Raw genomic sequence first — 21,287 nt, forward strand, 5'->3', positions numbered from 1 at the left:
GCACTATGAAAACGCTTAAACCGATTTGAAATCCATTGTTTGCACTGCACCGAAATTCTTGACCGATGGATCGGTCAAAGTTTCTTTTGTGGATCGTGCAAACAGCGTGGTTGTCCGACCTACGATTCAAAAAAGAGCAGTGAGTCCAATGCGAATTACAAAACTCCTAAAGGCTGTTGTCACGATCGTGACCTGTGCAGCAATGATCGTGCCTCATCCCGCCTTGGCGGCGGCACGTTCGACCCAGATTGTGGATGGCATCCAAGTAAGCCAAAGCATCAAAAATGTCCGTTTGGCCAAAACCGGAGCGCTGCGAGGCGCGATTGTTGACCAAAACGGCAATCCAGTTGCTGGAGCACCTGTGGTCGTTGGACAGCAGGGCAAAATTGTTGCTGAGCTGAACACCGCAGCCGACGGTCGCTACGAATTGGCAACCGCCACCCCCGGCGTTTACCAAGTTGCTAGCTACGCTGGCGTGCAAACCATCCGTGTGCATGCCGACAACGCCCCCGCCGACTCGGTTGACGGTGTTGTTCAGGTGATCGATCAAGCTGGCATTTCGCGTGGTCAGTGCTGTGCAGCGGGGCCCAGCTGCCCCGGTTGCGACCAATGCAGCGGCAATCGCTTTGGTCTGCTGAAGCGTGTTGCGACCAACCCATTGACTTGGGCTGTCGTGATCGCCGCAGCAATCGCCATCCCGTTGGCTCTCGATGACGATGACGACGCTAGCTGATCGCATTGCGTTCGCAGATGGTCGAGCAAATCATATTGGAGCCGACTCGGTAATCGAGTCGGCTCTTTGCGTTTATTAGTTGGCCAAGCCGAACGAACTAGCGAGCCACGGCCGTTGTCAATTCGAGCGCGAGGTCTTGAGCTGCCTTCAAATCGAGTTTTCCCGTCCCCAGTAATGGAATCTCGGAGACCTCAACAAAGCTGTCTCGCGAAGGGATGTATATGTTCGGCAGTCCTGCTGCTGCCAGCTGCTTTCGCAAATCGTCGGGATCCTTGTCGGTGGTCAGGTGTAAAACAACCAGCCGTTCACCCTTCTTCGAATCGGGGACCGCGGTCACCATCACACGAATTTGGTCGTCCTCATCTCCTTCACAAAGCGCCTTGGCCAATTCCTCTTCGACTTGGATGTGAGGGACCATTTCGCCACCGATTTTTGAAAATCGGCTAACACGCCCGGTGATGTGGATGAAGCCCTCTTTATCAATTTTGGCAACATCTCCCGTGGCGTACCAACCGTCGCGAATCGCTTCGCATGTGAGATCGTCACGCCCCATGTAGCCTTTCATGACGTTCGCCCCACTGATCATCAATAGGCCGTCGGTGTCGGCCGGTAGGTCTTCTCCATCGTCCGGCGAGACAACCTTTGCCGCTACGCCGTTAACGGGGCGCCCGACAGAACACTCGCGACAATCGATTTGGAATTTCTCAACGCTCCGCGACGGCGGCACGTTGACCGAGACCAGCGGGCTCAATTCGGTTGCACCGTAACCCTCCACCGGACGGACGCCGAAGCGTTTCTCGAACTGGTCGGCCAAGGCGATCGGCATCTTCTCGGCTCCCACGACGACGACGTCCAGCGTCTTGAATTGCTCGGGTTCGATCCGTCGCAGGTAACCACGCAGGAATGTCGGCGTCCCCAGCATGACAGTCGCCTTGTATTTCTCCGCCAATTTGCCGACTTGCTTGGCATCCAGCGGGTTGAAGTGGTACGCCCCCGTTGCGGGCAATGCGTTGACGCCCCACAGCGTGATCGCATATCCAAAGGAATGGAAGAACGGAAGCACACCCAGCACGGTGTCGTCCTTCTTCAACCGAACCACGCTGTCGATCGCGTCGACGTTGTGGCCAATATTGGCATACGTCAACATCACTCCCTTGGGCGTTCCGGTGGAACCGGATGTGAAGATGACGGTCAGGATGTCGTCCCCTTGGACGTTCTGCAAACCCAGTAGCCATTCGGTGAGCCGCGCCGGAAACACAAAGCCGCCTAGGATGCCTGAAAGTTTGTCCATCCATCCGACACGGTCCTTGATGTCCTCCAGGTAAACCATTTCTGCATCGAGGTTGAAGTCGAACTTTTCCATGAATCGGCGACTTGTTAAGACATGCTTGATCCCGGCGGTGTGAATGCACTTGTTCATCACGTCCGATGAGACCGTGTAGTTTAAATTCACGCCGACGCGCCGATCGATCGCCATTGCAAAGTTGACGGCGACGGCGGGCACGCTGGGTGGAAGCAAGATCCCAACATTGACTTCGTTGTCGGCCAAAATTTCGCGACGCAACATTTTACGGAGCGCCAAGATCCGCACCAGCAACGTCTTGCCGCTGAGTTCCGTTCCCGTCGAATCGGCCGACTTAATGCCACGGCCACTGCTGCGCAACGAACGGATCAATCGGCGCGTTAAGACAGGGGTTCGCGTGCCATTTTGCTTGGAAGCTTCCGCGTTCAATTGCTGCACCTTCTCGCGGACCGTGGCGACGGGCGTCTGCGTAGGCAGCGGTTTACCGATATAAAGTGTCAACGTGCGACGCGTCAGTTGCGGCATCTTCCGCAAAAATCGGCCGCCCGAATTGCTGAAGATGCTTCCCCACATGCCATCCAAATAAACGGGCACGATCGGGGCTTCGGTCCCTTTGAGGATCTTCTCCATCCCGGGACGGAAGGCTTGCAGTTGTCCGTTGCGTGAAATTCCCCCTTCGGGAAACAGGCCGATCACCTTGCCTTGGTTCAGTCCGTCGCGCCCCGCCTTCAGCGCCCGGGCGATCGATTTGGGGCTGCTGGTCATCATGATCGAACCAAACACCTTCCCCAACGCAAACATGAACTTGCCGCGGAAGTTGCTCGCGTCGACGATGAAATGTACCGGCCGTGGGATGAACCACAACATCAACGATCCGTCGAGCCACGAGACGTGATTCGAGCACAACAGATAGCCTCCTTCGGCGGGCAGGTTCTCGAGTCCGACAACCCGCTTGCGATAAAGACAGGCGAACAAGCCGCGAAAGTAAAGCCGGACAAACCATTCCCATTGCATGAAAATCGCCAACACCAACAGCGCGTGAAGAGCGATGACCGACAGGACAATGGCCAGCAATATTTGAAGCAACATCTTGGACCGTGTTGGGAACGAGTTCGAGAACAATGGATGAATGATGGGGACCTATTCCCCAGTTTATAGACAAATCGGCTCCAGAAGGAGACGAGTTTTTCGCTGTAACGAGAGAGCCTCTTTTTGGGAGCGGGTTTCGGTACTTTAGAGAGAACTTGCTATACTTGCTCTCCGGCGGAGTCTTCGCTCCGCTCTCTCCTACCTGAACTATTTGCCCACCCCGCTGCCCAAGATCTGCTGCCATGAACAGGTTCCGCATCCCCGGCGTCTCGCGCTCCATCTCCCCAGACTTCCCATCGACTTCGCCCTCCGAGCCTTCAAGGCTTGGCAAGCTGGCCGGCTTGAAGCGGTGGCCGTTCGCTTGGCTCTTTGTCAGCCTGGTCGCCGGTTCGGCGCTCGCAAAAGAGGCGAAGCCCGACCCGAACTTGACGGCGGCCCAAGCGGTCGCTGCCCGGTTTACCGATGCGGCGACCTGGACGGATCTATTTAACGGCAAAGACCTCACCGGCTGGCAGGGAGACACCGAGGGCTACGTTGCTCAGGATGGCCTGCTGGTCTGTCAGAAAGGCGCCAAGCTGCTGCTCACCGAGAAGGAGTATGGCGACTTTGCCTTCCAGTTCGATTTCAAATTGGAACCGAGCGGCAACAATGGAATCGGGATTCGCGTTCCCGCCGATGGACACCCTTCGACCGATGGCATGGAGATTCAAATCCTCGATCACGACGGGGACAAATACAACGCCCAGATCGAACTGGCCAATGGGAAAACGCAGCGAATCAACAAACTGAAGCCGTGGCAGGTCCATGGTTCGGTCTACGGCATCTTCCCCGCAAAAACAGGGTACCTGAAACCGGTTGGCCAATGGAACACGCAGACGATTGTCGCGATCGAAGACCACGTCATCGTGATCCTCAACGGCGCGGTGATCGTCGACGTCTTCCTGGACGACCAGATGCCGATCGATGGCAAAGCGCACCCCGGCAAAGATCGACGCAAAGGGCACCTGGTGTTGTCCGGGCACAACGACCATGTCGAATTCCGGAACCTGAAGATCGCCGACTACAGCGTCTCGCCCCCTGTCGCCCAATCGAAAGCCGACAACACACCGCCCCCCGGTTTTGTCAGCCTGTTCAACGGCCAAGACCTCAGCGGCTGGAAGGGGCTCGCCGATGGCAACGCCAACCGCCGCCGAGCGTTAGCGGGCAAGGAACTCGAAGCGGCCCAAGCGGCTGCCGACGAGGTCATGCAGGCGCACTGGAGCGTCGTCGATGGCGTGCTGACCTATGACGGCAAGGGGCAAAGCCTGTGTACCGACAAAGACTACGGCGACTTTGAAATGTACATCGATTGGAAGATTCCCCCCGGAGCCGATTCGGGGCTGTATCTGCGCGGCACGCCGCAAGTTCAAATCTGGGACCCCTGGGATCCACGCGTCAAACCGGGCGAATTGCCCCCCGCCGACGCCCTCGCCTGGGTCGCCGCCTACCGCAACGGCCGCAATCTCGGTTCGGGAGGACTTTGGAACAACCAGCGTTGGCGAAACGCGCCGACCACATTGGCCGACAACCCGCCGGGGCAGTGGAACACGTTTTTCATTCGCATGGTGGGAGAAAAGGTCAGCATCTGGCTGAACAAAAAGCAGATCGTCGATCGCGTGGTGCTTGAAAATTACTGGGACAAGACCCGCAAGCAACCGCTCGCCCGAGCGGACCAGATCGAACTGCAACACCACGGCAGCGAGCTGTTCTTCAAGAACATCTACCTCCGCGAACTCCCCTATTGATCGCGAGATTCCTTGCGACCGGCGCGATCGCGGCCGCGGCGGAGAGACTTTTCACATGATTTCCAAAATAATTCCTGTCGCGAGTCGAGCGCTCGTTGACGGCAGGGATTGTCTGGATACCATGGTGATATTGAGACCGGTTATCAACAGATCCCTATTGGCGATTCCCTTGAGTAACGAAACCCTCTTAAACGTTTTCCCGACCGACGACGAACGCCACCGCTTGGTCGTTGCAATTCAACGATGCGATGGCGACGCAGACCGCTTGGTGCTGCGTCAAGAAACGTTTTCTCAAGATGTGGGCTGGTTCACGCAGAGCTGCATTGCCATCGAGCCGGAGCAATTGCCCGGTTTAAAGATGGCTCTGACCAGCAATACCGCTCGCAAGCTTCAACGCCCCTGCCGGAGCGGTGGAGCGTCACCAGCGGTACTCAGTTTCAGCGAAGCCGCAGCCAGCCGCGTCGGCTAACTTTCGCCGCCGTTCAATTCCGGCGAGCCCAGGTCGCTTAGCCCGACTTCTTGGCGGAGTGGGTTGCAGCGGCACCGGCAGCTGACGAATTACGCAGCAGCTTGGTGTATTCGTCCACACCCTCTTGTTCGTCCTTGAGGATATCTTCCAGGAAGATCACCAAGGGGCGATTTCCTTCTGCGAGTTCCAAGGCTTTTTCGTACATTTCTACCGCCTTGGCTTCGAATTCCAGGCTGAATTGCAGAACCTCTTGCAGGTCGCGCGATTGTCGGATCTCGTTGCGCGTTGCAACGGGCACGCCACCCAATGCGACAATCTTGTCGCCGACGAGTTGGGCGTGGCCAAACGATTCCTTCGCGTCGCCGAGAAAACGGTCGGCGTAAACTTCGCGCCAGACACCTTCAATGATGAATCCGGCCTGCGAGTATTGCGCGACGCCGGTCCATTCGTGCTTGAGAATTTCGTTCAGTTGAGTGATTAGTTCTTGGCTTGCCATGATGAGTTTCCTTTAGAGCTGGAAGTCGTCTGTAATCGTTGGGGTACACTTGAAGCCTATCGAGATTACAGGCCAAGCAGAAGACCAGAAAATGGCGTAATCCGCTGGTTTTTCGATATAATTCGTGGTCTTGAAAGTGAGTCTCAGTTGCCCACGATCGAGTGTCGGTTGGGCGGATGAAACTTTCCGGCGGACGCTTCGGAAAGACTCAATAATTGCCTTCAAAAGGCTCCCCCGCCAAAGCATCCTCGAGAGCGCCGATCGGACCAGAGGCCGGCTGTAGACTAACACCACAAACCGCCGGGGTATTGTGACTTCGCGTCCTCAACGCGGAACGGATATTCTGATAAATTGCCAGGCGGCAATGCACTCACTCACGCAGGAACCGATCTGTGGCAAATTCAAATCCCTCCGATGAAGACCGTTGTGCTGTTTACCTCAAGGCGATCGCGGATTCGCTGCGGTTGCAAATCGTCCGCGCGTTGCAGGCGGGGCCGTTGAGCGTTTCCGACCTCGCGTTGGCGCTCGACCAAGAGGTCGGGACCGTTTCGCACCATCTGCGCGTACTCTACCACGCAAACCTTGTTACCACGCAGCGCGAGGGGAAGTTTATCTATTACTCACTGAACCAAGGTGTTCTGGGCGGGCAGGCGAAAACGCGGCGCGGCGCGTTGGACTTCGGTTGCTGCAAGTTGGATATGGGCCCTGCATCAGGAGACTGAATGATTGACAAACATTCTGACGTTCGTGAGAATGTCGGTGTTTACACACGTTCGGTTTCCGCCCCCTTCTTTCAAGCGTTCGCCTATGGCACGCTCGAATGCGCCCTGTATCCGTTGAGGTTCCCACGATGACATCTCCTATCCGCTTCATCATGATTGGCGGCTTCCTTGGCGCTGGCAAGACAACGCTGATCCAGAAGCTTGCCCAACGCTTCCAAGCCGATGGCAAACACGTTTGCATCGTGACCAACGACCAAGCCGCCGGGCTGGTCGATACAGAGCTGCTGAAGAGCCAGGGCTTTGAAGTCAACGAGGTCGCCGGTTCCTGCTTCTGCTGCAACTTCGACGGGCTGACCGACGCGATGGACGAATTCGAATCGCGTCGTCGCCCCGACGTGATCCTTGCCGAACCAGTGGGCAGCTGCACCGATCTGATTGCCACGATTGCGATTCCGATGATGGAGCGGTTGGGGGAAAAATTCGTTCACAGCCCCTATGCGGTGATCTTAAAACCGAAGCACGGTCTAAAGATCCTTTCGGGTTCCGGCGGTGGGTTCTCGGAAAAGGCGGAATACATCTTCCGCAAGCAGTTGGAAGAATCGGAGATCATCCTGCTGAACCGGATCGATGAACTGAGCGACGGGGAAGTCGAAGAGCTGAAGGCTCGCGTCGACGAACAGTATCCGGGGCGTCAAGTGATTTGCATCTCAGCCAAGACGGGCGAGAACCTGGACGCGTTGTACGAAGCGTTTCAACAGCTCGCCTCGCCGCGCGACACGACCATGGAAGTCGATTACGACGTCTACGCCGATGGCGAAGCGGAGCTTGGCTGGCTGAATGCCACCGCCGTCTTGGAAAGCCCCTCGCCGATGCCGTTGGATCGGGTTGCCGTTGAACTCGTCGAGCACCTGCGGCAAAGCTTGGCAAAGGTCGGTGCCGAACCGGGGCATTTAAAGGTGCTCTGTAGCGGCAACGACAGCGTCAGCGTCGCCAATCTGATCGATAGCGATTCGGCGACCGTGTTGTCGGTCTCCAGTGAAGTCCACGTTCCCAAGGCCACGGCGATCATCAACGCCCGCGTTCGGCTGGCTCCGGAGCAGCTAAGCTCTCTGGTCAACGAAGCGGTCGCTGCGACGGCGAAATGCTTCGCTGCAACGTTCGACGTGCCGCTGTCGGAAAGCTTCCGTCCCGGGCGCCCCACGCCCACCCATCGTGTGCAGCGATAGCTTGAGAGCGTCCGTTTGTGCGGTCGCGACAGCCTTATCGTTCGCGTTGGTTTGAGCGTGCCTTTGGATGAGCGCTTGTGCCACTTCGGGGCTTAATTGGCAATCCAGAGCCACTAGGGCCGCGTCAAAGGTCGATGCGGAAACCTTCCGGGGAAATAAAAAACCCAGGCTGCGACACCTGGGTAGTTCGTTCTGATTTCTCGATTGGCAGTCAGTTATCGACTATAGATCGTCGTCCGAAAGCACGTATTCGTTGAACGGCACGCCGGATCCCTTGCCGTAAGGGGTCAGCAACGCTTGGTAGACGCGGTAATCGATTTCATCATTGATGAACCGCATGCCACCGTCAGCGAATGCAGCATTTGCACCGCCGGTGTGATAGGAGCTAGGACGAGCACGCTCTTGCAAAGTACCCGACGCAAGCGTTTCCGTGTAAATATCGCCGCCGTTGATTTTCATTGGCTCGGTTGGAGTCGCGGCGCCTGAACGATTCTGTGGATCAGCAAACCACCACAACGAACCTGTGCTCGCTTCCACTGCTTGAGCACTCATGCTGCCAACGCCCCCTGGTACAAGGTGAGCTGCTGGAGTCGAGCTGACCCAATACCATTGCCGCGCTTGAACACTTTCTGAAAACAGCATGGTTTGCGCTTTCGAATCTCGGATATTTTCCATGCGAACCTTCGGCCCCTGCACTGTAATCCCATCCGCCCACTGCGTGACAGTCGCCGGATCAACACCAGCCGCATCCCCTGGCAAGGTACGGAGATTGAAAACACCATTTGCTGGACTGCTGACATCAACCGTCGATGGAGACGACGGTGCTGTACCACCAGGAAAAGCGTTGTAGAAAGTGCCGTTGTTGCTGATGTAGCTGTTCATACCAAATTCCTCGGTGGAATTTGAAACATCGCTAGGGCATTGGAAGATTTCCATGTTGGGAATCTTCCGTCCGTCGTATCCATCGGCCGACGCAAACGCGGAGTCAGTCGAGAGCAACGAATACTTATTGACGGTCCAGAATTCGTAAACCGGTTGGTTGTCCAAGTCGGCCAACAAGGCAACTGCCCAGGTACCAAACTTGGCGTGCGCCGAAGGCGTGACGCCGTTAATCAGCGGATCGGTGGTGACGGCATCGTAGTCGCCGTAGTGTTGCATGTACCCAGGAAACTGACCCTTGCGCATTTCGTATTGAATTGCTGCGAGTCCGAGGTTGCGGATGTTGTTCGCGCATTGCGTCTTACGAGCGGTTTCCCGAGCTCGCTGGACCGCGGGGACAAGCAGCCCCATCAAGATTCCGATGATGGCAATCACCACCAGCAGCTCGACCAATGTAAAACCTAACCGTTGACGCTGCACCATCTCTCCACTCCTCTGATATCAAGATAAGAATTTGGGGTGTGTTTTTTTCAGTCCCTGGTACGGGAATTGTCTCACAATGGTGAATCAAAGTCCAGCAAACAAACGTTAAATTTTCGAGCGGTAAACGGGAACGTAACCCGCATGATTTTCAGGGTTTACGTCGTCCCAACGGCATTCCCCACCAATGGAATGCAAAATGGGCAGTCTACGGCATTCTTGCCGCCTTTGCCTTCGATTCTGCTGGTGCTGCCTGCTCCGGGTCGATGGATTGTAGCAATAACTCGGATCATTTCGTTTGCTGGAACGCCTAACAGTCAACAAGCCCCGGCGGGGGGTGGAGCTCGGCGTTTCAAATCGACACGTTAAGGAAGCAGAGCGATGGGGACACGGAACCTGTTAAACGGGCTAGCAATAGCAATGGGCTGTATGCTGACGTGGAACGTCGCCGATGCTCAAGAATCCTTTGAAACGTTTATTGGTCAGGGGGGCGTCGAACCCATCGTCAGTGCGATTGAAGCAACCGACGACGCAGGCGTTTTCCAGCAGGTCGGGTACCATTCGATCTGCGGGGATGGCAATTGCGACAGCTGTGACATCTGTCAAACCGGCGGTTGCGATAGCATTATTCCCGATGCCGCGTGCACGCCACCATGGTGGTCCCATCGCACGGGAGTGTTTGGCGAATTCTTGTTTTTGCGACCGGGCGGCACCGACACGGTTTACGCGATCGAACAAAATGACACCACTGCCAACGCCTTTCCAACCGGCCCGGTGGGGACGACCGCTGTCGACTTCTCCGCCGGCTTTCGTGTTGGAGTCTCGCTGGCCAACACCTACACGACCAGCTTGGTTGTCAGTTACACCCACTGGGAAGGCGATTCGCAAAGCTCGATTGCTCGCAACGGCACTAACGTCCTGAACTCTCAAATCATCCACCCCAGTACCTTCACCACGGGCGGCAACAGTTTGCAATCGAGTGCGTCGTCGAGCATGAGCTTTGACCAGATCGATGGCGTCTATCGACACAAGCTGTTTTGCACCGACACGACGATTTTCAATTGGTCGGGCGGTTTCCGGTATGGACAGATGGAGCAGGGCTTGCAGTCGCAACAAGACATCTCGGTGGCGACCGGCTTGGTGACCGTCGACACCGATATCGACTTCAACGGATTTGGTTTGCTGATGGGGATCGACGCCGAACGCCGCAGCTGCAAGACCGGCATGTTGTGCTACACCAAAGGCGTCGCGTCGTTCTTAGGCGGCGAGTGGTCGGGAAGTTATCGTCAATCGAATCAGCTTGGCGGCGGCGGCGTTGTTGCCAATCAATACGAAGACTTCCGCATCACGCCCGTCCTCGAAGCGGGCCTCGGCGTCGGATGGCAAAGCGACTCGGGCTGCATCCGCGCTACCGCCGGCTACACCGCCACATGCTGGTACAACGCATTAAGCACGCGGTCCTATGTCGACGCGGTTCGCAGCGGAAGCTATCTCGATGTCGACGAATCGATAGCGTTCGTCGGACTGACGTCTCAGCTCGAGTTCCGGTTCTAACTCGAACTCTCGTCCCTCGAAGACGTCGCCGCCATTGTGTCCCGATGGCGGCGGCGACAACCGCAAGTGCACCGCGCCAACTTGCTTGCTTATCAAAAAGTCCGAGGTGCCAGCGGCCTTCCAATAGCGTGAAGCGATCAGCAAACCGTCACCGCTGACTCCCTCTACTGCCACCTTCTTGGCATCCGCTTGCGATTGCTCGACCGACCGCACGTCGGCGCTCCCAGGCGAATCGCACCCCAATGAAATCGCAACGAGGAATTTCACCTCGCCCTCGCGCAATATGGCGAGAGCGTCTCGATAGGGGGACGCTACAATCCTCGGCAGCTGTCGTCAGCGTTACGTCAGCTCGCATGGCAATATGAAGTTGCGGAGAAACTGGAAGACTTTGGTTGGGAAGTTGGCTACAATCCGGCGGATATTTTGCCCCCCCGAACTAGGTAGGAAGTCGTCGCCATGAGATACTGTTGCCCCTATTCGCTCTCTCGTCGAATGTTTTATGTGTTGGCGGTCGCAGTGATTGCGGCTACGCCCGGTTGGTCTCAGGAGGAATCCGCATTTGTCCCACAAGTCATCGGTGAACTTGGTTCTCCCGCGGCGACCACTACGATCGACGGCAAACAATTGCCCGCTCCGGCGGAGAAGTTTGGCGGAAAGATCAAAGACAACGCGGCCCAGTCGAAGGCGTGGTGGGCACCGCGGATCGTGCCTCCCAAAGACGCTCCCAACGTGTTGTTGATCATGACCGACGACGTCGGCTTCGGCGCACCAAGCACCTTTGGCGGCGTCATCCCAACGCCCGCGTTGGATCGAATCGGCAAAGCGGGCCTGCGTTATACGCAGTTCCATTCGACATCGCTCTGCTCGCCAACGCGGGCTGCGTTGATCACCGGCCGCAACCATCACTCCGCTGGCTTCGGTGTGATCTCCGAGCAATCGACGGGTTTCCCTGGGTACAACAGCATCATTGAAAAGGACAAAGCCACGATCGGCCGAATCCTCAAAGACAACGGTTACAGCACGTCATGGTTCGGCAAAGATCACAATGTGCCTACGTTTGAAGCGAGCCAAGTCGGCCCGTTTGACCAATGGCCGATCGGCATGGGATTCGACTATTTCTACGGGTTCGTCGGTGGCGATACGAGCCAATGGCAACCGAACCTATACCGTCAAACAACTCCCATCTATCCTTATGTCGATAATCCCGAGTGGAACCTGACGACCGCGCAAGCGGACGACGCGATCGCGAAACTGAACCAACTGAATCAGATCGATCCGACCAAACCGTTCTTCTGTTATTACGTCCCCGGCGGCACGCACGCACCCCATCACGCGACGCCCGAGTGGATCAAGAAGATCAGCGACATGCATCTTTTTGACGAAGGCTGGAACGAACTTCGCAAAACGATTTTCGCCAACCAAAAGAAATTGGGAGTGATCCCGGCGGATGCCAAACTAACGCCATGGCCCGATGATCTGTTGAAGCATTGGGACGAATTGACCGCTGACGAGAAGAAGCTGTTCATTCGCCAAGTCGAAGTCTACGCCGCCTATCTGGCCTACACCGACCACGAAATTGGCCGCGTCATTCAAGCCGTCGAAGATATGGGGAAACTGGACGACACGCTGATCATCTACATCAGTGGCGACAACGGCGGTAGTGTCGAAGGGACGCTGCTTGGAACACCGAACGAAGTGGCATCGTTTAACGGCGTCAACGTTCCTGTCGATGTCCAACTGAAAGAATTCTACGACGTTTGGGGATCCGATCAGACCTACAATCATATGGCCGTTCCATGGTCGTGGTCGTTCTGCACGCCTTACAGTTGGACCAAGCAGGTTGCTTCGCATCTGGGCGGCGTACGCCAGGGCATGTGCGTTTCGTGGCCGGCGAAGATCAAAGATGCAGGTGGGATTCGGCACCAGTTCCATCATGTGATCGATGTCGTCCCGACGATTCTGGAAACGGCCGGCATCGCGGCTCCCGAAGAAGTCGATGGCATTCCACAGAAGCCGATCGAAGGCGTCAGCTTCGCCTACACGTTCGACGAATCCAACGCCAACGCACCCTCGACACACAAGACGCAGTACTTCGAAATGATGGGAGATCACGCGATCTATCATGAGGGTTGGATGGCCAGCACGAAGGTCGTCCGTCCACCATGGGAGATCGTTGGCGCGGTCAATCAAGATCCCGTCAACAATGTCACCTGGGAACTATTTGACCTGACCAAAGACTGGACGCAGAGCAACGATATCGCCGCCGAGCATCCCGAAAAGCTTGAACAGATGAAGGCTTTGTTCCTGTCGGAAGCTCGCAAGTACCAAGTGCTTCCGTTGGACGCCACCGTGGCGACCCGGTTGGTCGCGCCGCGACCGAACATCACCGCCGGACGGTCCGAATTCACCTACACGCGGCCGATGACGGGCGTTCCACAAGGCGATTCACCGGTACTGATCAATTGTTCGTATTCGATCACCGCCGACATCGAAGTGCCTGAAAACGGTGCCGAAGGGATGCTGCTGACCTCGGGCGGACGATTCGGTGGCTATGGCTTCTACCTGCTTAAAGGCAAGCCGGTCTTTCTGTGGAACCTCGTCGATCTGAAACGCCAACGTTGGGAAGGACCCGACGCGCTCGCTCCTGGGAAACACGTGTTGGAGTTTGAGTTCACGTACGACGGAACGGGGATGGGCACCTTGGCGTTCAATAGCCTCAGCGGCATCGGCCAAAGCGGCACTGGTGTTCTTAAAGTCGACGGCAAAGAAGTCGCTACCGAGACGCTGCCTCATACGATCCCATTGATTTTGCAATGGGACGAAACGTTTGATATCGGATCGGATACCGGCACACCTGTCGATGACCGCGACTATCAAACGCCGTTTGCGTTCACCGGAACGCTCAACAAGCTGACGTTGAAATTGAACCGGCCCCAGTTGAGTCCCGAAGACGTCCGCAAGCTCGAAGCAGCCGAGCGGAACAACAAGGCCAGCGAATAGTCGACGCCGCCGAAGCATCAAAACGATTGTAGGCCGGAACAGTGGCTGGCCTACAATCTGCGGTGGCTTCGACGGGACCGTTCACCTGCGCTCGGCGGGTTGATTAAACTACGGGGCGGCGGAGAACGGTTTCTCCCCGCAGCACGGTTTCCGTGTATCGTTTGCTCGCCCCGTAGCCCCGAGTCGATCCTCATGAAATGCCTCGCCCCGCTCGTCCTTGTTCTTGCCGCAATGGAACTTGTCGCGTTCGCCCAGAACGCACCCTACGACAATCCTCCGGCTGTCGCTGCTCCCTACTTTCGCGTTCGTTACGCTGCCTCATCGCAGCCGGGCGAGCTAATCTATCCGGTTGCCTACACCGTGTGGACGCCTCCAGGTGTTCCGACGCTGCGCGGGGTGATCGTCCACCAGCACGGTTGTGGCGAGGGTTCGTGCAAATCGGGGCAGACCGGGGCGTTCGATTTGCATTGGCAAGCGCTCGCGCAGAAGCATCAGTGTGCGTTGTTGTCCCCTGCGTACGAACAGCCCGCAGGCACCGATTGTCAGATGTGGTGTGATCCACGCAACGGATCGGATCGTGCGTTTCAAAAGGCCTTGGTCGACCTGGGGAAACAGTCGGGGCATCCGGAACTTGCCGAAGTTCCCTGGGCGCTGTGGGGGCACAGCGGCGGTGGGCATTGGGCTGGTGGGATGTTGATGTTGCATCCCGACCGCGTCGCGGCGGCTTGGCTGCGATCGGGGGTTCCGTTGTTCGAAGCGGTCGAAGGCCGCAACATTCAACCGCACACATTGCCCGAAGCGGCGCTGACGGTTCCCACGATGTGTAACTTCGGAACCAAAGAAGGCTACACCGACAAAGAGAGCCGTTTCAAAGGCGTCTGGCCCAGCAACGAAACCTTTTTTAGAACGATGCGGGGCCGTGGTGCCTTGCTCGGCATTGCGATCGATCCGTTGACCAGCCACGAATGTGGCAACTCACGCTACCTGGCGATCCCTTGGATGGACGCCTGTCTGAGCCAACGCTTGCCCGAAGAGGACGGCCAGCCGATCCGGCCGATGCCACAACAGTCGGCTATGCTGGCACCGCTTCCTGTCGAGGAAGCCGCTTTCACCGCAGCGGTTCCTGCGGGCCAATACGAGGGCGATCTCGCCACGTCGATCTGGCTGCCCAACGAAGCGGTCGCAACGGCGTGGAAACAATTTGTCACCGATTCCAATGTGGCCGACGTGACGCCGCCGCCGGCGCCAACGAACGTCCAGCTCGTCGGCGACGAATTGACTTGGCAAGCCGCTGCCGATCTGGAAAGCGGCATCGCCCAGTTCATCATCGAACGCGACGGCAAGACCGTGGCGACCGTTCCCGATAAGCCCAAGAATCCCTTTGGCCGGCCGCTGTTCCAAGGGCTGCAGTACAGCGACACGCCCGCCGTTCCGTTGGCGAGGATGCGATGGACCGTCGACAAATTGGAGCCAGGGCAGAAGAACCCCTACCGGGTGCGCGCGAAGAACACCGCGGGATTGGTCTCTCCGTAGTCATCCGGCCCGAGAAACGTGAGCTTGCGATGTTCGCTCGCTTGAGCCGGGGACCATTGCTCGTCACCGGACGTCGACGGTAACGGGGGCGGGAAGGCCGGCGGGCAACGGGTGCGTGGTGGGATGTAAGGCGTGGGCGAGGATTTCGAGGCTGTCGACAAGTCGCGGCCCCGGGCGACTGAAGTAGGCCGATCCGTCGACCATGTAGACGCGGTTGTTCCGAACGCAACGCAAGCGATCCCAGCCGTCGTAGGATCTCAGGATCGGTAGGTCCTGTGCCGCGCGGGGGACATCGAATCCGCAGCACGCGATGATCATCACCTCGGGATCGGCGGCGAGGATCGATTCCCACGGCGTGGTCACCGAACGTTCTCCGGCGACGCCAACGACTTCCTCACCGCCGGCGATCGCAACCAGTTCGGGATTCCAGTGTCCGGCGCTAAAGGGCGGATCGATCCATTCCAGCAGCATCACGCGGGGACGGTGGGATATCGATTCGCTGCGGCGGGCGACCGCATCGATCCGCCGCTGCAACGATTCCAAATAGCGTTCGCCTTGGGAGACGCATCCAGCCGCTTCGGCGACCTGTCCAATGCTGGCCAAGACGTCGGCAAGGCGAGTCGGTTCGAGATTCAGCACTCGCGCTGCGTTGGGCAATGCGCAGGCTGCGTCGCTAACTTCGCGCTGTGAGACCGCGCACACATCGCACAGTGTTTGCGTGACGATCAGGTCGGGGGCCAACGATTCGAAGACTGGCATGTCCAGCGAATAGAGCGCGTGTTCCGTCTTCAAGCGTTCACGGACCAAGGCGTCGATCTGGTTGCTGCTCGCGTCGGCGGGGATCAATGTTCGTGTGACCTTGGGCAACTGGAGCACGTCGGCGGGATCGTCGCACTCGTGCGTGACACCGACCAATTGGTCGCGCAGCCCGAGCCCACAAATGATCTCCGTCGCGCTGGGCAGCAGGGAAACGATGCGCATGGCAGATTGAGGAAGCCGTTGTTGGAGAGACACGTTGGCCGGAGCGATTTCCGGTGCCCGAGTCGGCAGATAGGTTGCCGCTCGAATTGCCAGCATACCGAGGACTGGCAGTTTCCGCTGCCGGGGGCGTTCCATTCCAACAGCGGTTGATTGGGCGAATTGTATCGTTTTCGGAAACTTCTATAATTTTTCGCGTGACAAATCCGCCTGCATCCCGCCAGGGGAAAAGAGGGAGAGCGCCGATGGCAGATCAAATCACGTCCGACACCGCAAACGAGCTGATTCGCTGCGCCGCCGATGGCGATCGCGCAAGCCTCGACCGTCTGCTTGCTAGCTATTCGGGCTATTTGAATGTACTTTCACGGCTCCATTTAGATCGTCGCATTCAGCACCGCGTCAGTCCGTCGGACATCGTTCAGGAAACGCTGCTGGAGGCGCATCGCGATTTTGCTGGTTTCCGAGGTCAGCAGATCGATGAGTTCACCGGTTGGCTGCGTCAGGTGTTGGTTCACAATATCGCCGAGGCGGTGGAAACGCATCTGGTGGCGGCCAAACGGAGCGTCCGTGCCGAACAGGTGGTGGGGAATCTGTCGGCATCGGTCGACCGATCGCACCATCGACTCGCGCGATTGGCTGCCGACCCACAGCGGTCTCCGGCGTCGGAAGCGGATCATCGGGAATCGCTCTCCGAACTGGCGGCGGCCTTAGAACAGCTGCCCGCCGACTATCGAACGGTGATCGTCTTGAGGCACTTAGAAGGACTTCCCTTTGGCGACGTGGCCCAGCGGATGGAGCGGTCGACCGGCGCGGTGCGAATGTTGTGGCTCCGCGCGATCGAGCAACTTCGCGTAGCAATGGAATCGCAGGCATGAAAACGCAAGAACGGACCGATGGGCAACACCTGCAAATCGCACAGCTGCTGGATGATTACGCGTGCCGCTTGGAGCAAGGGGACGAAACGGGAGCCGAGCGTTTGCTGGCCGACCACCCTGAGCTGAATGGTTCGTGGGGGATGCATCTGGAAAGTTTGCGGGCCTTGTGCCGTGCGACGCGCGATGTCGAACCCGGTGCGTCACACACGCCCGAAGAGGTTGCGATCGATGGGGCAACGCTAGGCGATTATCGTTTGGGGCGCGAGATCGGTCGGGGAGGGATGGGAGTCGTCTACGAAGCGACTCAGTTGTCACTGCGACGCAATGTGGCTTTGAAAGTCCTCCCTTTCGCAGCGGTGTTGGACAGCCAGCAGGTTGCCCGTTTCCGCAATGAAGCCCAAGCGGCGGCTTCGCTACATCATCCCCATATCGTTCCGGTTTTTGCTGTCGGCTGCGAACGGGGCGTCCATTATTACAGTATGCAATTGATCGACGGCCAATCGTTGGAACAGGTCTTCGACGCGCCGTCGGGCTCGCATCCCGCGAACTCCCGCAGCGTCGATGCATCCGGTCGCGACGACAATCCACACAACCAAACGACACTCGACGCCCCGTTGCTCGGCGGCAACCCACGCGGTGCGGCAGCGGTTCGATGGCAACAACCGGTTCCTTTTGCCGACCGGTCGACTCAAGCGGGGGCCGGCGATCGCACGCAGGTGGGCAACACGGGCTGTGGCCCCGACGAGATCCGCCGGACGGTGGAGTTGATGATCTGCGTCGCCGATGCCCTCGATTTCGCGCATCAACAGGGAGTCGTCCACCGCGACGTGAAGCCTTCGAATTTGTTAGTTGATTCGGGAGGCAAGGTTTGGGTTGCCGACTTTGGATTGGCGCGCGTCCGTGGGCTGGGCAACCTGACCGCCGAAGGGAAGGTGATGGGAACGGCCAGGTATATGAGTCCCGAACAGATCGCCGGGCGACAGCAGGAGATCGATCACCGCACCGACATCTATTCGCTCGGGATCACGTTATATGAGTTGCTGACCAAGCGTCCCGCGTTTGAAAACCAAGATCGCGAAACGTTGTTTCATGCGATCCAGTATTGCGGTCCTATACCGCTGCGACGAATGAATCCCGCCGTCGCGCTCGATCTCGAAACGATCGTGCTCAAAGCGATCGCCAAGCGGAAGGATGATCGTTACGCCACCGCGGGGGAGATGGCGGAAGACCTGCGCCGGTTCTTGGAGGGGAAGCCGACGTTGGCACGCCGCCCCACACGCGTCGAGCTGGCGTTCCGATGGGCTGTCCGGCGGCAGCGGTTCGTGGCGGCGGTCTTCTGTTTGTTGATACTGTCGATTGCCGGGCTGAGCACGGCGACCCTGTTGATCTCACAGCAGAGTCGGCTGAAAGATGAAGCGACGGCCCGCGCCCATCTGCACCTGGATCAAGCCCACGCCCTTGTCGATCGGTTTGGCGGGCTGATGTCCCAGCGGTTGGCCAGTCTGCCTGGCGGGGAACCGATCCGAATCGAAGTGCTTCATGAAGCCGAACGCTACTACCTGGACTTTTTGGCATACGCCGATCACCAACCCGAATTTCATGCTCAGCTGGCCAAGGTACAGTTCCGTCTGGCAGCGACGTATCGGGAGCTGGGGGATTTCGTTGCGGCGGAAGAAAAATACCAAGCATCGATCGCGTCGTACGAAAAACTTCGCGACCATTTGACGTGGAGCGACGAGGATCAGGCGGATTTCGCGATTTGTTTAAACAATCTCGCAGCATTGCAAGCCGAACAAGGCCGCGTTCCCGAAGCGGTCTGCAACTACCAAAGGGCGATCCATTTGCAGGAACCGCTGATTCAAGCCCATGCGTTACCGCCGCGAATCCTCCGCGAATGGGCGATGACGCAAAACAATTTCGCGCTGCTGCTGTGGAAGATTGCCGATGTCGAACAGGCTGTCGAACGGTTGCGGCAAGTTCAAAGGCGGCTGACCGCAGCGTTGGGGAATGCTCGCGGAGATTTTGCGCTGCAACAACAATTGATCGAATGCCGCAACTCTCTGGTCGCCACCAACATGGATCAAGACCTGGAACAATCCGAGACGCTGTTGCGCGCGAACATCACCGATTTGAAGACGATGTCTGCCGCAGGGGCGTCGATGAAGGCGTTGCCTCTAGATTCGGGCCGCGGAAAGCCTGCTCAATCGATTGCAATGCAGTTGGCGGTATCGCAAAACAATCTGGCTTCCGTCTTGGGGCGGCGCGGTCATTGGGATGAGGGACGGACGCTTGTTCAAGCGGTGATCGTTCGGCTGACGGATGCTGTGGAAGCGGATCCGATGGACCGAATCAGTACAGAGCAGTTAGCGGTCGCTCAAAACAACCTTGGTCAGTTGATTTGGAACGGACGGCGCACCGATGGTTCCTCAACGCAATCGGCCTCCGAACGCGCAGCGGCCGTGACGGCCTTCAAGGCGGCCGAGACACTTTTGCGCTCTCAAACCGATCGATGTGCTTCCACGCCGGAGCCCTTGAGCCGTCTGGCGGGAGTGCTGCATAATTTGGGTACGGTCGACCAGCAAAGTGGCCGTTCCGCAGAGGCGATCGACTATTTAACCGAAGCCCTCGAACTGCAGGCCCAGGCGGTAAAGCAGGCCCCTTTTCATCAGGGATATCGAAATCATTTAGAAAAACATCGCGAACTGCTCGATCGAATTTTGAGTCAGTTGAAGGAATCGCGAGCCCCGGAAACGCGCGCGCTGGCTGATGCGCGCGATGAACATTTCGGCGGCGGAAACTAGGAAGGAGTGTGGTGGATGGCCTCTCGGAGAACGACTCATCGCAGCCGTGTCATGCCTCGGCGGAGCCGTGCGATGCAAGGAATCGAACGTCTCGAATCGCGTTCCTTGCTAACGGGCTTGGTGAGTGTATGTGATACCATGTTGGATTCGGGCACGACGCCGATCAGCGACGTGTCTGTTGAAGTGAATCGGACTGTTTTGAATCGTTCCCAGGAGGCCTGGATCGAAAGCTCGCTGCCGAAGCCTGAAGACGTCGGCGTTTTCGACGCGGATCCGTCGGACGCGAAGGACATTGTCTGGTCGGAGGATTGCGATTGGGGCGATGGGACTCACGAAACAACCGACGGAGATTCGAAAATCGACCCGTCGCTGGGGGGCTGTGACGATCCGAAGCACGAAGAAGAACGGTCGGACGAAAGTGAGGCAATGATCGAAACCCACCCCGACCGTGCAGCGTTTACGGCTAGCGAAGATTCCCTTTCGCGGCTCGCCCCGTTCGCCGACGATCGAATCCAGGATCGCTCTCTCTTTTCAATCTATGCGGCTCCAAGCCTCTTGCTGGAAACGCGAATTCCGATCGGGTCGAGCTCGAATGCGCAGGCAGCGTCCGGGCGTGCCGGAACGTACCACTACTTCAGTACGTTGTCCGCCGCGGGTAAGCCCCTGGGACCGTCGTTGAAAACCGAACCGCTGGCACGCGATGCGACGCAGGAGACCTACGTTTCCTTCCCGCTGTTGGAGTTGGCGGAATTGGACGAAATGGTCACAACGCCGGAAGTTGCAGACACGGCGCCGCGACCCACCGTCTTCGCGGTAGGGTTGGAATCCGCTTCCGCAGCCGTCCTGAAAGACGATGCCACGCGGCAGCACGAAGCCCAAGCCATTCAAGCGGCGGAGCGTGCGCTTCGGTTGGCGACCAAGATGGTCGATACGGCCGACGCGGCTCGCGACCGGTTGTCGCTTAACGGGGCCACGACGCCATCCTCCAATCGCGATAGCTTGCGACCGACAGGTCATGCCGACTGCTGCGCAGCCTCCGACATGCCGGGGGCGATCGTTCCTCCAAACGCAAACGATTCGTTGCGTGGAAATCTGAAACTGGGGCTGGTCGGTATGGTTTCGATCCTGTTTTCGATTCGATCGACAGCCCCCGATAGGCAGCGCCAATGGGAACGCGTCGCCAATACCCAAGGTCGACCTTTGCGGCGTAGGAATCGAATCGCGGAACGATCTGGCGGGGATTGCGATCGGCGATCCTAGCCCGGACTCGATTGTGACACTTCCGAAGGCGTGACAACGCCCAGGCCTGGCCGGAGGCCTGCCCATCTTTCACGACGGCAAAACGTCAGCTCCTTTGCCTGCTGC

Annotated in this window: 15 protein-coding genes; 11 read left to right on the forward strand and 4 right to left on the reverse strand. The window is 57.9% G+C overall.

The features are described from left to right. Positions 1-148: 148 nt before the first annotated feature. Positions 149-733: a carboxypeptidase-like regulatory domain-containing protein gene (locus tag Poly24_RS10005; protein ID WP_145094119.1), complete on the forward strand. Its 585-nt coding sequence runs from the start codon at positions 149-151 to the stop codon at positions 731-733. A 97-nt stretch (positions 734-830) separates the two neighbouring features. Here the strand turns inward: Poly24_RS10005 and Poly24_RS10010 are convergent, their stop codons facing one another. Continuing rightward, a complete protein-coding gene (locus Poly24_RS10010) occupies positions 831-3,125 on the reverse strand; it encodes an AMP-binding protein (protein WP_145094122.1) in 2,295 nt (764 codons plus the stop codon). A 242-nt stretch (positions 3,126-3,367) separates the two neighbouring features. Between Poly24_RS10010 and Poly24_RS10015 the strand changes: the two genes are divergently transcribed. Both Poly24_RS10015 and Poly24_RS10020 read left to right on the forward strand, forming a co-directional pair. Then, on the forward strand, positions 3,368-4,909 hold the full coding sequence (locus Poly24_RS10015) for a 3-keto-disaccharide hydrolase (protein WP_145094125.1): 1,542 nt from the start codon (positions 3,368-3,370) through the stop codon (positions 4,907-4,909). A gap of 169 nt (positions 4,910-5,078) precedes the next feature. Further along, positions 5,079-5,378: a hypothetical protein gene (locus tag Poly24_RS10020; protein WP_145094128.1), complete on the forward strand. Its 300-nt coding sequence runs from the start codon at positions 5,079-5,081 to the stop codon at positions 5,376-5,378. Positions 5,379-5,415: 37 nt separating this feature from the next. On the opposite strand, the gene Poly24_RS10025 is transcribed toward Poly24_RS10020, so the two are convergent. Then, positions 5,416-5,874, reverse strand: a complete 459-nt coding sequence (locus tag Poly24_RS10025; RefSeq protein WP_145094130.1) for a ferritin-like domain-containing protein — start codon at positions 5,872-5,874, stop codon at positions 5,416-5,418. A gap of 392 nt (positions 5,875-6,266) precedes the next feature. On the opposite strand from Poly24_RS10025, the gene Poly24_RS10030 reads away from it, so the two are divergent. Both Poly24_RS10030 and Poly24_RS10035 read left to right on the forward strand, forming a co-directional pair. After that, positions 6,267-6,596, forward strand: coding sequence for an ArsR/SmtB family transcription factor (locus Poly24_RS10030; RefSeq protein ID WP_145094133.1), 330 nt, complete (start codon positions 6,267-6,269; stop codon positions 6,594-6,596). Positions 6,597-6,724: 128 nt separating this feature from the next. Beyond that, the gene (locus Poly24_RS10035) at positions 6,725-7,822 is read left to right on the forward strand and encodes a GTP-binding protein (RefSeq protein WP_231753562.1); all 1,098 of its coding nucleotides are present in this window, start codon (positions 6,725-6,727) and stop codon (positions 7,820-7,822) included. Positions 7,823-8,044: 222 nt separating this feature from the next. Here the strand turns inward: Poly24_RS10035 and Poly24_RS10040 are convergent, their stop codons facing one another. Beyond that, on the reverse strand, positions 8,045-9,184 hold the full coding sequence (locus Poly24_RS10040) for a DUF1559 family PulG-like putative transporter (protein ID WP_145094138.1): 1,140 nt from the start codon (positions 9,182-9,184) through the stop codon (positions 8,045-8,047). A 426-nt stretch (positions 9,185-9,610) separates the two neighbouring features. Here Poly24_RS10040 and Poly24_RS10045 point away from each other — a divergent pair, with 426 nt between their 5' ends. From Poly24_RS10045 to Poly24_RS10055, 3 genes are all read left to right on the forward strand, one after another. Continuing rightward, entirely contained in the window at positions 9,611-10,735 is a 1,125-nt protein-coding gene (locus Poly24_RS10045; RefSeq protein WP_145094141.1) for an Lpg1974 family pore-forming outer membrane protein, read from the forward strand. A gap of 456 nt (positions 10,736-11,191) precedes the next feature. Continuing rightward, positions 11,192-13,735: an arylsulfatase gene (locus tag Poly24_RS10050; RefSeq protein ID WP_197452464.1), complete on the forward strand. Its 2,544-nt coding sequence runs from the start codon at positions 11,192-11,194 to the stop codon at positions 13,733-13,735. 192 nt (positions 13,736-13,927) lie between these two features. Beyond that, positions 13,928-15,268: an alpha/beta hydrolase family protein gene (locus tag Poly24_RS10055; protein ID WP_145094144.1), complete on the forward strand. Its 1,341-nt coding sequence runs from the start codon at positions 13,928-13,930 to the stop codon at positions 15,266-15,268. A 63-nt stretch (positions 15,269-15,331) separates the two neighbouring features. Here Poly24_RS10055 and Poly24_RS10060 read toward each other — a convergent pair whose 3' ends face one another. Next, positions 15,332-16,249, reverse strand: coding sequence for a cobalamin-binding protein (locus Poly24_RS10060; protein WP_145094147.1), 918 nt, complete (start codon positions 16,247-16,249; stop codon positions 15,332-15,334). Between the two features lie 242 nt (positions 16,250-16,491). Between Poly24_RS10060 and Poly24_RS10065 the strand changes: the two genes are divergently transcribed. The 3 genes from Poly24_RS10065 to Poly24_RS10075 all read left to right on the forward strand — a co-directional run bounded on the left by Poly24_RS10065 (position 16,492) and on the right by Poly24_RS10075 (position 21,182). Beyond that, positions 16,492-17,121 carry a sigma-70 family RNA polymerase sigma factor gene (locus tag Poly24_RS10065; RefSeq protein WP_145094150.1) on the forward strand — a complete coding sequence of 210 codons (630 nt, stop codon included), beginning with the start codon at positions 16,492-16,494 and terminating at the stop codon, positions 17,119-17,121. Further along, positions 17,118-19,922 (forward strand): serine/threonine-protein kinase, encoded by a 2,805-nt coding sequence (locus tag Poly24_RS10070; RefSeq protein ID WP_145094153.1) that lies wholly within the window; start codon positions 17,118-17,120, stop codon positions 19,920-19,922. The genes Poly24_RS10065 and Poly24_RS10070 overlap by 4 nt, the downstream gene beginning before the upstream one ends. A gap of 198 nt (positions 19,923-20,120) precedes the next feature. After that, positions 20,121-21,182 carry a hypothetical protein gene (locus tag Poly24_RS10075; RefSeq protein WP_145094156.1) on the forward strand — a complete coding sequence of 354 codons (1,062 nt, stop codon included), beginning with the start codon at positions 20,121-20,123 and terminating at the stop codon, positions 21,180-21,182. Positions 21,183-21,287: the final 105 nt, after the last annotated feature.

It is taken from the genome of Rosistilla carotiformis (assembly GCF_007753095.1).
In the GTDB taxonomy this organism is placed as follows: Bacteria; Planctomycetota; Planctomycetia; order Pirellulales; family Pirellulaceae; genus Rosistilla; species Rosistilla carotiformis.